The 15,594-nt window shown below is 37.1% G+C and carries 16 protein-coding genes; all 16 read right to left on the reverse strand.

What is annotated here, in order from left to right:
- Positions 1-329: transposase family protein (locus tag EO117_RS08380; RefSeq protein WP_164727555.1), on the reverse strand; the 329-nt coding region annotated here is incomplete at its 3' end.
- Between the two features lie 203 nt (positions 330-532).
- The gene (locus tag EO117_RS08385) at positions 533-1,312 is read right to left on the reverse strand and encodes an ABC transporter ATP-binding protein (RefSeq protein WP_126940012.1); all 780 of its coding nucleotides are present in this window, start codon (positions 1,310-1,312) and stop codon (positions 533-535) included.
- A complete protein-coding gene (locus EO117_RS08390; RefSeq protein WP_126940013.1) occupies positions 1,313-2,356 on the reverse strand; it encodes an iron ABC transporter permease in 1,044 nt (347 codons plus the stop codon). It lies immediately after the preceding gene.
- A 15-nt stretch (positions 2,357-2,371) separates the two neighbouring features.
- On the reverse strand, positions 2,372-3,544 hold the full coding sequence (locus tag EO117_RS08395) for an ABC transporter substrate-binding protein (protein WP_126940014.1): 1,173 nt from the start codon (positions 3,542-3,544) through the stop codon (positions 2,372-2,374).
- A gap of 237 nt (positions 3,545-3,781) precedes the next feature.
- Positions 3,782-5,518, reverse strand: coding sequence for a proline--tRNA ligase (locus tag EO117_RS08400; RefSeq protein WP_126940015.1), 1,737 nt, complete (start codon positions 5,516-5,518; stop codon positions 3,782-3,784).
- Positions 5,519-5,553: 35 nt separating this feature from the next.
- Positions 5,554-6,630 carry a flavodoxin-dependent (E)-4-hydroxy-3-methylbut-2-enyl-diphosphate synthase gene (gene ispG / locus EO117_RS08405; protein WP_126940016.1) on the reverse strand — a complete coding sequence of 359 codons (1,077 nt, stop codon included), beginning with the start codon at positions 6,628-6,630 and terminating at the stop codon, positions 5,554-5,556.
- Positions 6,631-6,639: 9 nt separating this feature from the next.
- The gene (gene rseP, locus EO117_RS08410; protein WP_126940017.1) at positions 6,640-7,659 is read right to left on the reverse strand and encodes an RIP metalloprotease RseP; all 1,020 of its coding nucleotides are present in this window, start codon (positions 7,657-7,659) and stop codon (positions 6,640-6,642) included.
- Positions 7,653-8,813: a 1-deoxy-D-xylulose-5-phosphate reductoisomerase gene (locus EO117_RS08415; RefSeq protein ID WP_126940018.1), complete on the reverse strand. Its 1,161-nt coding sequence runs from the start codon at positions 8,811-8,813 to the stop codon at positions 7,653-7,655. Before EO117_RS08415 ends, rseP begins: the two co-directional genes overlap by 7 nt.
- Before the next feature lie 24 nt (positions 8,814-8,837).
- Positions 8,838-9,656, reverse strand: a complete 819-nt coding sequence (locus EO117_RS08420) for a phosphatidate cytidylyltransferase (protein WP_126940019.1) — start codon at positions 9,654-9,656, stop codon at positions 8,838-8,840.
- 1 nt (position 9,657) lies between these two features.
- On the reverse strand, positions 9,658-10,425 hold the full coding sequence (locus EO117_RS08425) for an isoprenyl transferase (protein ID WP_126940020.1): 768 nt from the start codon (positions 10,423-10,425) through the stop codon (positions 9,658-9,660).
- The gene (locus EO117_RS08430) at positions 10,397-10,669 is read right to left on the reverse strand and encodes a hypothetical protein (RefSeq protein WP_126940021.1); all 273 of its coding nucleotides are present in this window, start codon (positions 10,667-10,669) and stop codon (positions 10,397-10,399) included. The genes EO117_RS08425 and EO117_RS08430 overlap by 29 nt, the downstream gene beginning before the upstream one ends.
- Positions 10,669-11,229, reverse strand: coding sequence for a ribosome recycling factor (frr, locus tag EO117_RS08435; protein WP_126940022.1), 561 nt, complete (start codon positions 11,227-11,229; stop codon positions 10,669-10,671). Before frr ends, EO117_RS08430 begins: the two co-directional genes overlap by 1 nt.
- Positions 11,230-11,241: 12 nt before the next feature.
- Positions 11,242-11,961 (reverse strand): UMP kinase, encoded by a 720-nt coding sequence (gene pyrH, locus EO117_RS08440; RefSeq protein WP_009352746.1) that lies wholly within the window; start codon positions 11,959-11,961, stop codon positions 11,242-11,244.
- A 76-nt stretch (positions 11,962-12,037) separates the two neighbouring features.
- Positions 12,038-12,721: a translation elongation factor Ts gene (tsf, locus tag EO117_RS08445; protein WP_126940023.1), complete on the reverse strand. Its 684-nt coding sequence runs from the start codon at positions 12,719-12,721 to the stop codon at positions 12,038-12,040.
- A 121-nt stretch (positions 12,722-12,842) separates the two neighbouring features.
- Complete coding sequence (gene rpsB / locus EO117_RS08450; protein WP_126940024.1) at positions 12,843-13,568, reverse strand: 30S ribosomal protein S2; 726 nt, start codon at positions 13,566-13,568, stop codon at positions 12,843-12,845.
- 162 nt (positions 13,569-13,730) lie between these two features.
- On the reverse strand, positions 13,731-15,248 hold the full coding sequence (locus tag EO117_RS08455) for an S-layer homology domain-containing protein (protein WP_126940025.1): 1,518 nt from the start codon (positions 15,246-15,248) through the stop codon (positions 13,731-13,733).
- Between the last annotated feature and the right edge of the window lie 346 nt (positions 15,249-15,594).

Consider the following 15,594-nt stretch of genomic DNA (forward strand, 5'->3'; position numbering starts at 1 on the left):
AATAGATACGCCATATTAGATTTACTTAATCGCAAATAACGGCTAACAAAAGGGTTCTTTTCTATGAAAGTATGATTGCATTCCTGACATTTGTAACGTCTTTGTAAGTAGGTTGCAGTTATTGTATGATGCTGCATAGCGCCAAATTTAACGTCTCTAGAGCGTTTGCCTTTAGACTTTCTAGTGCTCGATCTGCAATGAGGACACACTTGCTCAGCTACCGGCATCTCTAGCGTAAAATGAATAGAACCGTCCTCATTTACTCTTGTATGTTTAATATATTCCTCTTTAATTTTAAAGATAATTTCTGTATAATTAACTGTAGACATATATGACTCACCCTTTCTTAATTGTGTGGTTACTGTTATGATACGGTTTGAGGTTGTATATGTCTATTTTATTGCAAAAAAAGAATGTTGGCGACTACTCTTATATGAGTAGCCCCAACATTTATTATAGAGCCAGAAAAAACCGCTTATTCGAAAGAATTCACAATAATATGTGAGTGACTCGAATAGGCGGCTATTCCGTATTATGCTGTAATTGCTTCTAAAGGTATTACGTGAGGAATACCTTTACTATCCATGTAAATTTTCGTTTTAACTTGGTATACTTCTTCCATCATTGACTCAGTAAGAATTTCTACAGGAGCACCTTGTGCATAGACCCGACCTTCTTTTAATACGATAATTTCATCAGCAAATGCTGCTGCTAGGTCAAGATGATGCAAAGTAACTAAAGTAGTAAAACTATGTTCTTCTGTAAGATTTTTTAGTAATGTCAACAAGTCAAATTGTTTATGCAAGTCAAGGGCACTTGTAGGTTCATCTAATATAAGAATTTGTGGATCTTTAACTAAAGCTTGTGCCATAAATACAAGTTGACGTTGCCCACCACTTAGTTCTGTTATATTTCTAGAAGCAAACTTCTGTAAATTCAGTCGATTTAAAATTTCATTTGTAGCCGCAATGTCGCTATCTTTTACCTTAAAAGACATAGATCCCATGCGACCCAACATGACTACTTCAAAAACAGTTAAGTCCACTTTGCAATCATTATCTTGAGATAAATAGCTCACCATATTAGTAAATTCTTTATTCGTGTAATGAGTTGTAGGATTTCCATTAATAAGTATATTCCCATTATATTTTAAAAGTCCCACTATTGCTTTTAATAATGTGGATTTACCTGCTCCATTAGTACCGATAAGAGCTGTTAATTTTCCAGTTTTAACAGAAAAGTCAACTCCTCGCAGAATTTGAGATTCATCTTTAGAAGAATATCCAAATGATAAATTTTGAACTTCAATCATTTAAAATCTCCTTTTTTTCGATAATACCAATGAAAAGAAGAAAGGAACGCCTATGATAGCAGTTACTATACCGATTGGAAATATGGCTCCAGTTACTAACATTTTACTCACGATAGATGAAATCGATAAGATGGTCATACCGCATAATGCGGATAAAGGTAAGAAAAATCGTTGATCTTCACCGACTAACATACGTGCAATATGTGGACCTACGATACCGATAAATCCAATCGTACCAACGAAGGAAACTGCAACTGCAGTAATAATAGATATAAAAGCAAACACTTTTATTCGTAGTTTTTCGACATTTACACCTAGTCCAGCAGCTTTTTCATCACCTAATTTTAAAGCAGTCAAATGCCATGCCTCTTTCATCATAAGCGGTAGCATAATAATTAATACAACTAAAATAATAGTAATATTAATCCAATTTGCTTTTGACAAGCTTCCCATTGTCCAAAACACAATATTTTGTAAAGCTTCAGGAGATGCCATATATTGCATTAATGATTGTAAGGCTTGAAATAAAAACATCATTCCAATCCCTGCTAAAATCATAGTTTCAGAGGAAAAGTTTTTGATCTTATTAATTGAATAGATTGCAAAACTTGTAAGGGCAGCGAATATAAAGGCTCCGAATGGAACCATAAATACCCCTAAAAATTCTAGTGCACTCACACCTACAACTACCATAAGAGAGGCACCGAAACCGGCCCCTGCAGAAATACCTAATGTATAAGGGCTAGACAATGGGTTATCTAAAATGGTCTGCATACCTGCACCAGCAATTCCTAGTGCAGCACCTACTAATAATGCCATAATTGCCATTGGAAGTCGTAACGACCATATGATAACATAAGCATTTTTAGAAATATCAGAAGATTGTATTAATGCAAGCCATACATCATGAAAGGTAAGATTTGCCGGACCTACTACTATATCAGTCACAAAACTAACAAAACAAATCATTAATCCAATAAGTATGTATAGCAACTTATAATACGTTTCCTTCCTGTAGTCGTATTGATTTTTAATCTCTGTCACTATATAAGACCTCTCTTATTTTAATTGCATGAACCAAATACCACCGTAAGTGAATGGAAGGAATTTATCATAGAACTCCTTAAGTGTATTTTCTGGATCTATATCGGAGAACTCTTCAGGATAGAATGTCTTAGCTAAATATTCAAAGACAGCTACATCATACACTTCGCGTGGTAAACCATGGTGAGCCGAGAAAACTTTTTTATTAGTTACTGCTTTTAAAGTATCCCATCCTTTACGTTCAGTTGTGAAAGCTTTTAAAAGTTCTTGTGAATGAGCTTCGTCAGTATCATAACCTAAACGCATAGAACTTGCTTTCTTTGGCCAGTAGGAGCCAGTAATCAGTATTACATCAGGGTTTTTATCTAACACAAACTCAGGGTTTACTGGTTCTGCAGATTTAACTACATCCTTAGTGATCAAATCACCACCTACTCTTGTAGCTAAAGCACCCCAGGCTATTTTATCACTGTATGATAGACCAAATGCCTCTGGCCCTTCATTTCCAGCTTCAATATACACAGTTGGTTTCGTTTTATTAATTGTTTTTACACGATCAAGGACCTTAGTTAAATGGTCTGTATAGAATGTTTTAATTTCTTTCGCGCGTTCTTCTTTTCCTAACGCTTTACCAATAACTTCTATAGTTTTTTGATGATTTTCTAGTTTCTCTGCATGATAATCAATATAAATCGTAGTTATGCCTGCTGCATCAAGTTTAGGCTTATAGTCAGCTTCATATTGATCTTTCATATTAAGAGGAATAAAGATAACATCTGGGTTTAAAGAAATAACTTTTTCTGTATCAAAGGTCTTATCATTTACAGATCCGATTTGAGGTATTTTATCTAGTTCAGGTATATCTTTTTTAAACTGATTCCACATATCTGTACGAGTTTTTTGTAAATATGGATCAATACCAACAATAGTTTTTGCTACATCTTTCCCTTCTAAGGCAGCCATAGTTAAGAAAGCCCCACCGGTCGCACTCCATTGTACAACAACACGTTCGGCTGGTTTTTTTAGCGTAACTGTTTGCCCTGATACGTCAGTAATCTCAATATTTTTTCCAGCTTGTGATGCCTCTTTTTTACCATCGCTTGGACCACCGCACGCAGTCAACACTAAACATACAATCAGTAAAAACACTGAAGATAAATAGGCTACGAAACTCTTTTTCTTAGTCATTGATTTACTCCTTTATTATGTTTCATTACACAACCTAATATTAACATATAACGTTAATGTAAATACTTACATGGCCTCCCTTCTATATATATTTTATAAGAAATGAAATATTTTTCATGATAACCATTTTTCATGATTACATCATTTTATGATATATCTACTGCTATTATACACAAAAGAGCTGTTCTATGCATATAAACAAAGAGCAGCTCTTACTAATTTATAATACTATTTTAATTATATAGAAAATCCATCTTTTAATAAACGAAGTAGTCCCTGTACAGACGTGGTCACTTCATCAATTTTAACTGTGCTTGTAGAGCCATCTTTACGAACACGTAATTCTACTTCACCAGATTCGATGGTATTTTTACTTACTGTAATGCGAACAGGATAGCCGATAAGGTCGGCATCTTTAAATTTAACACCTGCCCGGTCCTTACGATCGTCCAATAGCACATCTACACCGGCATGTTGCATTTCTTTGTACAAACGCTCGCTCACATCCATCAAGGCTTCGTCTTTTGCATTGATAGGAACAATGACAACCTCAAACGGAGCAATCGCTACTGGCCAAATGATACCATTTTCATCATAACTTTGTTCAATAGCAGCAGCTAATGTACGACCTACACCGATACCATAGCACCCCATTTGAAATGGAGTTGGACGACCACCTTGGTTCAATACGGTAGCATTCATAGATTCAGAATATTTTGTACCCAATTTGAATACTTGACCTACTTCAATACCTTTGTCGATACGAAGTTGACCAGCACATTTCGGGCATGCATCGTCTACGGTGATTAAACGAATTGGCGCCACAATGATGTCATCCACATTGAAATCACGACTAGGATTGATATTGATATAATGTGCATCTGCTGTATTAGCACCACCACATACATTATGCAAATTCATTACTGTTTCATCCACTACAATGGCGAACTCTTCTGATTGTGAAAGTCCTACAGGACTAATGAATCCAGCTGTTAATCCTACACGAGATAAATCTTCTGGAGTAGCCATTTCTGGTTCAATACCACCTTCTACGGCACGTTGTACAGCAATTTCATTCACTTCATGGTCTCCGCGAACGATGGCAAGAATGACTTTACCCTCAATATTGTATACCACAGCTTTAATTGTTTTTTCCAATGGTAAATCCAACATATCTGCTACAGCTTGAATCGTTTTCGCCTCTGGGGTAGATACAGTTTCCAATGCTTTAGCTTCTTCAGCTTCTACTTCCAATGCTTTTGGTTGGCCAATTTCAATATTCGCTGCATAGTCACATTTCGTACAGTGGATTACATCTGCTTCTCCAGATTCTGCTAATGCCATGAACTCAAAGCTACCAGAACCACCAATAGCACCATTATCTGCTTCAACCGGTTTGCATGTGAGGCCACAACGTTTAAAGATATTTGAATAGGCTTCATACATATCCCAGAAAGATTTACTCATACCTTCTTCATCAATATCGAAAGAATAAGCATCTTTCATAATGAACTCACGGCTACGCATCAACCCGTATCGTGGACGACGTTCATCACGATATTTATTTTGAATTTGATATAAACTCAATGGCAATTGACGATAGGAGTTTACTTCTCCTCGCACTAAATTGGTTACCATTTCTTCATGAGTTGGGCCTAAGCAATATTCACGGCCATGGCGGTCAGAAATACGCATCATTTCTGCACCGTATGCAGCCCAACGACCAGATTCTTCCCATAATTCACTAGGTTGAAGAATCGGCATCATAATTTCTTGGCTATTAATTGCTTCCATTTCTTCACGAATAATAGCATTAATTTTATGAATACTGCGCCAGGCTAATGGTAAATAGGTGTATAAACCACCAGCCACTTTACGAACAAAGCCAGCGCGCAACATTAACTGTTGGCTAATTACATCAGCATCGGATGGCATTTCCCGTAAAGTTGGTGCATATAAGCGACTCGCTAACATAACTTACTCCTTTATATTCTATATGATTCATACTCTTAATTATCTTCTAACGTTAAAAGATACTGATCGATTTCAGCAAATAAGGTATCTACTAATTCTTGTTCTGGTACAGTTTTTAACACCTTTCCTTTACGGAAAATAATCCCCTGTCCCTTACCTCCTGCAATACCAAAATCAGCCTCTCGTGCTTCTCCAGGTCCATTTACTACACATCCCATAACAGCTACACGGATTGGGGATTTTATAGATTTCAATCGTTCCTCAACAATGTCTGCCATATTGAATAAATTGACTTGGCATCTGCCACAGGTAGGGCAAGATATCATAGTAGCTCCAAAGGTACGAAGTTCTAAAGAACTTAAAATCGTTTTAGCTGCTTCTACCTCATGAATTGGATCTCCTGTCAAGGACACACGAATCGTATCACCGATACCATCTGCTAAGAGCGTTCCAATACCGATAGCCGATTTAATTGTTCCTTGCTTGATAGTTCCTGCTTCCGTTACACCTAAATGCAATGGATATGGTATTTTACTAGATAATTTGCGGTATGCTTCAATCATTAAAGGTACATCTGTGGCTTTAATGGAAACTTTCATTTGGTCATATTCTAAAGATTCCAAGATGCGAATATGTTCTAACGCAGTATCCACCATACCATCCGCTGTAGGATGTCCACCATGGGCATCTAATACATGTTGTGGCAATGAACCAGCATTAACACCTATACGAATAGGAATCAATTTTGGTTTCGCTTTCTCCACAACTTTTACCACATTATCGATACTACCAATATTTCCTGGATTAATGCGAAGCCCATCGATACCACTATCAATAGCTTGTAGTGCTAAACGGTAGTCAAAATGGATGTCCGCAATTAATGGAATCATCGCACGTTCTTTAATATCTTTAATCGCTTTTGCAGCTACCATATCAGGAACAGCTAAGCGAACTAGCTCGCAACCAGCGGTAGCCAAGCGATTAATTTCTTCAATAGATTTCTCAACTTTTACAGGGTTCGTAGTAATCATCGATTGGATACTAACAGGTGCATGATTCCCAATATGTACGGTACCCACTTGAATACCCTTTGTCGGTTTACGTTCTATCATAGGATACCTCTAAAATAATCGTAGAATATCTTGGAATGTAGAATATACAAATACTAATAGTAATAAGCCAACACCAGTCATTTGGATGTATTGTAATGCTTTTTCTGGTAGTTTACGGCCAGTGATACCTTCTAGTAGCAATAACACTAAATGACCACCATCTAGTACAGGAATTGGTAATAGGTTGATTACACCAAGGTTTAGACTCAATAATGCAGTAAATAACAACAAACTGATAAAACCATGTTGTGCTACTTGACCCGCCATTTGTGCTACACCGATAGGACCCGCCACATCGCCTTTACTATGCCCTGTCACAATATTCCATAAACCTTGAACCATATCAATTAGAGTTGACCCAGTATGTGTTAAAGCATGGAGAGCAGATTCACCAATACTATATTCTTGTACTTCCAGTACAGGATTAATACCAATGACGGCTCTATCTCCAGATTCACGAGGTATCACGGTAGTAGATATAGTTTCTCCATTTCTATCTAATGTAACAGATACTACATGATTACTATGCCCTTTTAAAGATTCTGTAATATCTCTCCATTCCTTAATGGATTGACCATTAATGGATACAATTTTATCTCCCTTTTGTATACCAGCTGTAGCAGCAGGATTTCCTGCTAGTATATCCCCGATAATTGGTTCATGAGATGGTACTGTTGTTCCATGGAAAGCAAATACAAAAAAGTATATCACAATAGCCAATAAAAAATTAAATGTTGCCCCCGCAGCAATAACTATAAATCGTTGCCACACAGGTTTGCTATTGAATCCACGGTCACCTGCATCATCAGAAGGATCCATACCAGCAATTTTGTTGAATCCACCTAAAGGTAATAAGCGTAAGGAGTATAGCGTTTCTCCTTTTTGTTTTTGTATGACATTAGGGCCAATGCCGATAGCAAATTCATCAACACGCATGCCGCAGGCTTTCGCCGTTAGAAAATGCCCTAATTCGTGAATCATAACAATAACACCGAATACGAAGACAGCTCCCAAAATTGTAATTAACATGCACTTCTCCTTTGTATTTCGTTCGTAGCTTCTTGTCTTGCCCACGCATCCATAGCAAGTACTTCTTCTATAGATGTAGGTACACCATCCTTCATGCGCTCAAGAACGGTAGAAACTACTTCATATATATGTCCATAAGTAATTCGTTCATCCAGTAAGGCATACACCGCCATTTCATTCGCTGCATTGAATACAGCAGGTGCAAAACCACCTTCTTTTCCCACTGTAAAAGCTAATCGAAGGGCTGGAAAATCATCCCAACGAGGTGCCATAAACTGGAGATCTAATCCCTTGGTAAAATCCAAATGCTCCATTCGCAATGGGTATCGTTTCGGATAGGTCATCGCATATTGGATAGGCTCACGCATATCTGGATTCCCTAATTGTGCCAAAATCGCACCATCTTTCATTTGAATCATAGAGTGTACAATACTTTGTGGATGTACTACTACATCAATATGATCATAGTCGAAATCAAACAGCCAATGTGCCTCAATAACCTCTAGCCCCTTATTAAATAAAGTAGCGGAATCAATGGTGATTTTATGTCCCATATTCCATGTTGGGTGCGCTAAACAATCTTTTGCTGTTGCACTATAAAGATCTTCCGACTTCCAATGACGTAAGGCACCACCTGAAGCTGTGATAATTAATTTTTCAACATCATTAACATCTTGTCCTTCCAAACATTGGAAAATAGCACTGTGCTCACTATCAATGGGTAATATTGAAACACCATTGTCTTGAGCAGCTTTTGTTATTAAAGATCCGCAAGCCACTAAAGTTTCTTTATTAGCAAGACCAATAATTTTCTTAGCTTGAATCGCAGCCATTGTAGGTTCAATACCTGCCGCACCAACTACGGCAGTAACTACCATCGTAGCTTCTGGTAAAGTGGACGCCACGGTCAAAGCTTCTTTGCCACCTACAATCTCCGTAGGCCCTTGATAGCGCGCTTTCAATATACCATAGGCCTGCTCATCTACAACGCCTGCCATAATAGGTTTAAATTCTGCAATTTGCTGTTCTAATAAATCAATGTTGCTATGTGTTACTAGTGCTACTGCTTGAAATTGCTCTGGATGTTGACGAATCACATCTAAGGTTTGTGTTCCTATTGACCCCGTGGAGCCTAAGATACTTATAGTTTTCATAAAGGTCTCCCTACAATTAAATCATTACAGCATAAGAATATATGCCAACACTAATGGTGCTGCAAACAATAGACTGTCAAAACGATCTAATACACCACCGTGACCAGGTAATAGTGTGCCAGAATCTTTTCTATTTGCCTCACGTTTTAATTTTGATTCAAATAAATCTCCTAGTGGTGCCAATATCCCTACAATGACACCTATGCCAACACCAAAATTCACCGGTAATCCTAAGGAAAAAGATCCAATCCACCCTGTTAAAATACAACCGATGAAACCACCAATAAAGCCTTCCAATGTTTTATTAGGACTAATGGTTGGTACGATGTTTCGTTTTCCAAAAGATCGGCCTACAAAATATGCAAATGTATCACTAGCCCAAGTAGCAATTAGTACAAGCCAAATCACAGCCGTACCGAATCCCTCTTGAGCTGCATAATAGTTGGTATTTTCATAAATTCTATTATCACGTAACACCATCAGTGCTATAAAGCCACTAGTGACATACAATAAGCTACTGATCGTAGATTGTACTACCATAAGAGTTATTTTTCCATTGCAGAAGGTATATTCAATGACCATGGCTAACATCACCAAAACACCTAAGAATACAGCTAATGGATAGTTACCGAATACTAGGGAACCAAATACGAGAACAATGTAAAGTAACCCCCATAGAGGTAATACACGTCGTTTCATATGACGAAACAAGCTAACGCACTCGACCCAAGCAATGAACGCCAACACAGACATAACTAAATTAAAGAGTAGTCCTCCATACGTAATGGCAACAGCTAATAAGATAACGCCAATGATGGCTGTTATGACGCGAGTTTTTAACATATTATTTCTCCTCTTTTAAACCACCAAATCTACGTTCCCGCTGCTGATAAGACATAATTGCTTCTTCCAATACTTGAGGAGTAAAATCAGGCCAATGTAAAGGGGTAAACCAAAACTCCGCATAGGCAATTTGCCACAGTAAAAAATTACTAATTCGCGCATCATTACTTGGTCGGATTAATAAATCCACACGGTCAAATTCTTTTGTATCTAAATAAGAAGAAATCAATGTTTCTGTAATATCATCTTCAGAAATAACGCCTTTTGCAATATCTTGAACAATTCGTTTGGTAGCTCTTGTAAGTTCGTCTCGCCCACCATAATTGATGGCCAATTGCAATGTAATTCCAGTATTATGTTGTGTTAGTTCTTCAGATTCTTTAATAATACATTGTAACTCTTCAGATAATTTCGTGATATCACCAACAAAACGAATCCGCACCCCTTCTGCATGCATTCGTTTCACATTTGAAAGTAAATACTCTTTTATAAGACCCATCAACAGGCTAACTTCCTCTTGTGGTCGCTTCCAATTTTCCGTGGAAAAGCCATATACAGTCAATGCTTTTACACCAAACTCTTGGGCTGATCTAACAATATCCTTTAATACTTCCGCACCTGCACGATGTCCCATGCTTCTAGGCATACCTTTACGCTTCGCCCATCTGCCATTACCATCCATAATAATAGCAATATGCTCAGGAATATTAGTGGGATCGATAGTTGGTCTCTCTTGGTTTTTACTTTTCTTCCACAAGTTTTTTAGCATATTGTACCTCATTCAACTGCACCACATTCGACTCTGCCACATGACTGGCTACCATAGGATGAAAGAGAACTATCTCCCATGTATTGTCTACTATTATGACGCGGCCTACATAACATTCTTCGGAAGAAACGGAAAAGAATCGATTATAGTTCTTTTCTATTTTTATAGTAAAAGGGATAGAGGCAGCCTGCAAAAGAGACTGTGCAAGCTGCCATGGAAATCCCAAAATAGATGTATGTTCCATTAGACAGACATAACATCCTTTTCTTTTGTATCACGAAGTTCATCAATCAGTTTGATTTTTTTGTCAGTCAATTTTTGAACTTGATCTTGTCCATCTTTTGACACGTCTTCTGTAATTGTTTTCGCTTTTTCTTCTTTTTTAATCGCATCATTTGCATCACGACGAATATTGCGGATGGCAACTTTTGCATCTTCTGCTTTTTTGCTTACTACTTTTACCAATTCTTTACGGCGTTCTTCTGTCAATTGAGGGATAGCCAAACGAATAGCCTCACCATCATTATTAGGGTTTAATCCTAAATCGGATGTTAAGATAGCTTTTTCAATAGCACCAATCATAGTTTTATCCCATGGAGCGATTAAAATCATGCGAGGATCTGGAGCAGATACATTTGCCACTTGATTAACAGGTGTTGGTGCACCATAGTAATCTACCATAACGGAATCCAATAAAGATGTATGTGCACGACCTGTGCGTACATTAGCAAATTCATGTTTTAAGGATTCAATTGTTTTGTCCATGCGCGCTTCTTCGCGGCTAATAATTTCTTTAATTTCCATAGTATTCACCTTTTATTTTACGATAGTACCGATGGCTTCTCCCTTAGCAGCACGTGTGATGTTACCAGGAATATCCATGCTAAATACAACGATAGGAATATGATTATCTTTACATAATGTAGTTGATGTAGCATCCATTACTTTCAATTCTTTGCTAATTACATCCATGTATGTCAATTCATCGAATTTGACAGCATTTGGATTTGTTTTAGGGTCGGAATCGTATACGCCATCAGCAAATTTTTTCGCCATTAAAATAGCATCTGCTTCGATTTCAGCAGCACGCAAAGCAGCTGTTGTATCTGTAGAGAAGTATGGATTACCCGTACCTGCTGCAAAGATAACAATACGACCTTTTTCTAAGTGACGAATGGCACGACGACGAATGTAAGGTTCTGCTACTTCTTGCATTTCAATCGCTGTTTGAACACGAGTTGCTACGCCTGCATTTTCAAGAGCATCTTGTAATGCGATAGCATTCATCACTGTCGCAATCATACCCATATAATCAGCAGATGCACGATCCATACCTTTAGCACTACCGGATAGTCCACGCCAAATATTTCCACCGCCTACAACGATAGCAATTTCAATACCACTTTCTTTGGAAAGTGCGGCAATCTCTTGTGCCAATGGTTCTACCACTTGTGGGTTAATGCCAAATCCTTGATCACCTGCTAAGGCCTCACCGCTTAGTTTTAATACGATACGTTTAAATTTACGTTCACTCATGTCCTTCTCCTTATGACGTTTCTAACAAATAATTCAAAAATAAGAGAACACTTGCGGTGTTCTCTTATCTCCGTACTTATTTACCTACAGTAGCCATAACTTCTGCAACGAAATCGTCTTGTTTCTTTTCGATACCTTCGCCTAAAGCATAGCGAACATAACGACGTACGTTAATGTTTTCACCGATTTTAGCGATTGCTTCATTGATCATAGCTTGTACAGTTTTTTCACCGTCTTTAATGAAAACTTGTTCTAATAGGCAGTTTTCTTTATAGAATTTTTCAACACGGCCAGCTACCATTTTTTCAAGAACTGCTTCTGGTTTTGGTTTACGGCCAGCTTTAACGTCTTCTTCAGCTTCTACTTTAGCTTGTTCCATCAATACAGCTTTTTCGTGTTCGATTACATCAGCTGGAACGTCTTCACGTTTTAAGTATGTTGGGTTAGCAGCAGCGATTTGCATTGCTACATCTTTGCAAAGAGCTTGGAAATCATCAGTTTTAGCAACGAAGTCTGTTTCACAGTTTACTTCTACTAATACGCCGATACGTCCACCACCATGAATGTAAGATGCTACTACACCTTCAGCAGCAATACGACCAGCTTTTTTAGCTGCCGCTGCTAAGCCTTTTTCACGAAGGAAGTCAACTGCTTTTTGGATATCGCCATCAACTTCTACCAATGCTTTTTTTGCATCCATCATACCTGCGCCAGTCATGTCGCGTAATTCTTTTACTAAAGCTGCTGTAATTTGAGCCATGATTTTTCCTCCTATAAATAATTAAGGTAAGACCTTAGCCTTACCTTAATTTTACATCGTTATTACTTATTTATCAATTAAGACTATGTCTGTATATATTGTTAAATAATCTTACAGATTCTTAAGCTTCTTCGGAAGCAGTTTCTGTACCGAATGCGTCTTGTTCACCTTGACGACCTTCTAAAATAGCGTCAGCCATTTTACCAGCTAATAATTTAACTGCACGAATAGCATCATCATTTGCTGGGATAGGGAAATCAACTTCGTCTGGATCACAGTTAGTGTCTACAGTTGCTACAACAGGGATACCTAATTTTTTAGCTTCTGCGATAGCGATTTTTTCTTTTTTAGGGTCGATTACAAAAAGTGCACCTGGCATTTCTGGCATATCTTTAATACCGCCAAGATATTTTTCTAATTTTTCCCATTCATGACGAAGACGAATTACTTCTTTTTTAGGAAGAACTTCAAATGTTCCATCTTCAGCCATTTTTTCTAATTGTTTTAAACGTTTAATACGAGCTTCGATCGTTTTGAAGTTAGTCAACATACCGCCCAACCAACGTTCGTTAACGAAGTACATATTCGCACGAAGAGCTTCTTCTTTAACAGCTTCTTGAGCTTGTTTTTTAGTACCTACGAAAAGGACTGTTTTACCTTCTTGAGCTACTTCACGTAAGAAATCATACGCTTCTTCTACTTTTTTTACAGTTTTTTGAAGGTCAATGATATAAATACCATTACGTTCAGTGAAGATGAATTTAGCCATTTTAGGATTCCATCTTCTTGTTTGATGTCCAAAGTGAACACCAGCTTCTAATAATCGTTTAAGTGATACTACTGCCATGTTGGCACCTCCTGTTAAAAAACCTCCGCAACTCTCATCCCTCAGCAAACGCGAAATTGCGCACAGAACTGATAGTCTAGTTGCGTGTGTATTCATACTTGGTTAGTATAGCACAAAATGGGGTATGAAAGCAAGGGGTATAACCATTATTCGAGTTAAACATTAGAATTGATAGTTAATTTCTCCACGGTAAAATTTAGATAATTTATCCCCATCTTCATCTTTTGGGTTTAATATAGCATGTACTTTTAAACCAACATTATTAGCGACTGCATATTTACCTTGTAAAGCCCACCCTTTATAGTTTTGGTATGCCGGTGTCCAGAATGTAGGTGCAAAGACAGGTCCTCTTTTCCCTAAATAATTATATTGTGCTTTCACAGACCAACTGCCACGTTTATCTGGAACGTAGTCACCATATGTAAGACCTACAGTCCAAGACTTATTGGATTCTTTATAGTTATACGATTTCAGACTAACTCCCTTAATGTTTTTAAACTTAGCAAATTCACCATCTATGAATAGTTTAGAGCCCAATTTAATATTTCCATAAATGCCATAGAAGTCTAAAGATTCATTTTTTGCTTCATAATAGTCAACAAAGTAATTTCCTAGATATGTATTTTCAGTCGCTTCGCCAAAATTCATACCATTCACTTTGGTATAAAAGGTTCCTATTTTTACACGAGGACCAATTTTACTATTCAGTTGAAAAATAGCTAACTGTGCATTATCTTTATACGATGTTTTAAATAGATTACTTTGATAGATTCTTTCTGGATAACCATCAATTCTCTTACCAGTATCTACTTTAAAAGCCATATCCGGTGCGTATCCAAATGTGAATGATGCATTCAATTTGTCCTTACCCGCTATTATAGTTGCTCCTTCCAAATCCCCGTCATAGGTTAATCCACCACCAATAACAGTATCATAACGCCCTACAAAGGTAGTTACATATTTGCCGAAATTATGTTGTAGATATAATCGGTCAAAGGATATGTCGGTGCTTTTATTAGATCCAAATTCTTTATCGCCTGTGCTCACACGAAGTACGGCCTTAGTATTATCATTGACAGTTGCGGTGAATTGCAATCGTGCTCGATAGGTAAACATAGGATGGAATTCATATATTTTTATTGGATATACAAAGTAGCTTTCAGCTGCACCGTGGTCTTGTATTTGTCTTTTTCTTCTTGATGATGGCATGGTTCCTGCATTGCGTCTATAATACTCATCTGGACCTAATGAAGTGGGTTCAGATAGAGTTTCATAAAAATCATATTCAGAACGATTATGTTCAAACATCAATCGTGCATCACCATTGATTGCAAAGTTACCTATTTTTCTTTCTAAAATATCAGTACGTACGCCCAAGTTACTTAGTTCTGTAGCAAATTCCTTTGACAAACGGTTGATAATAACATTTTGTTCAGCATCATTACGATCTTTATGAGCTAATGCTTTTGCTAACATTTGTGCCATTTCATAACGAGTGATATTATGTTGACCTTTAAAATATCCTTCTGGATATCCATTGATAATACCTTCTTTGGCCAATTGTGCTACTGCTTGGTATGCCCAATCTTGAGGTGTTACATCTGAAAATGGATTTGCGGCAAATCCTGAAGTTATACCACATACTACTGTGGCAGCTAACGCTGTAAGATATTTTTTCATATATTTCTCTCCCTTATAAACTTGAAAATTATTAAAACATAATATCTTAATAGTAATTCAAGATATATATTTTATAAGCTTTTAACCTATATTCATTGATGTTACAATTATCTATCAACATATTTCATTCAATCAAATGTTAACATAAATAACTCATGAATACAAATACTATAAGCTTTTCTAATATAATATTCTTTGTACCCTGTTTTTAAAATACAAATAGGGGCTGTAACAAAATAGCCCACAAATAAAATAGAGGAAAGTTGATCAAAAAGTATCAACTTTCCTCTATTTTTTATATTTTTAATAGGCAAAAGGGTCCCGAAGGACCCTTTTCATTGGTATA

Source organism: Veillonella sp. VA142 (assembly GCF_003992135.1).
Classification (GTDB): domain Bacteria; phylum Bacillota; class Negativicutes; order Veillonellales; family Veillonellaceae; genus F0422.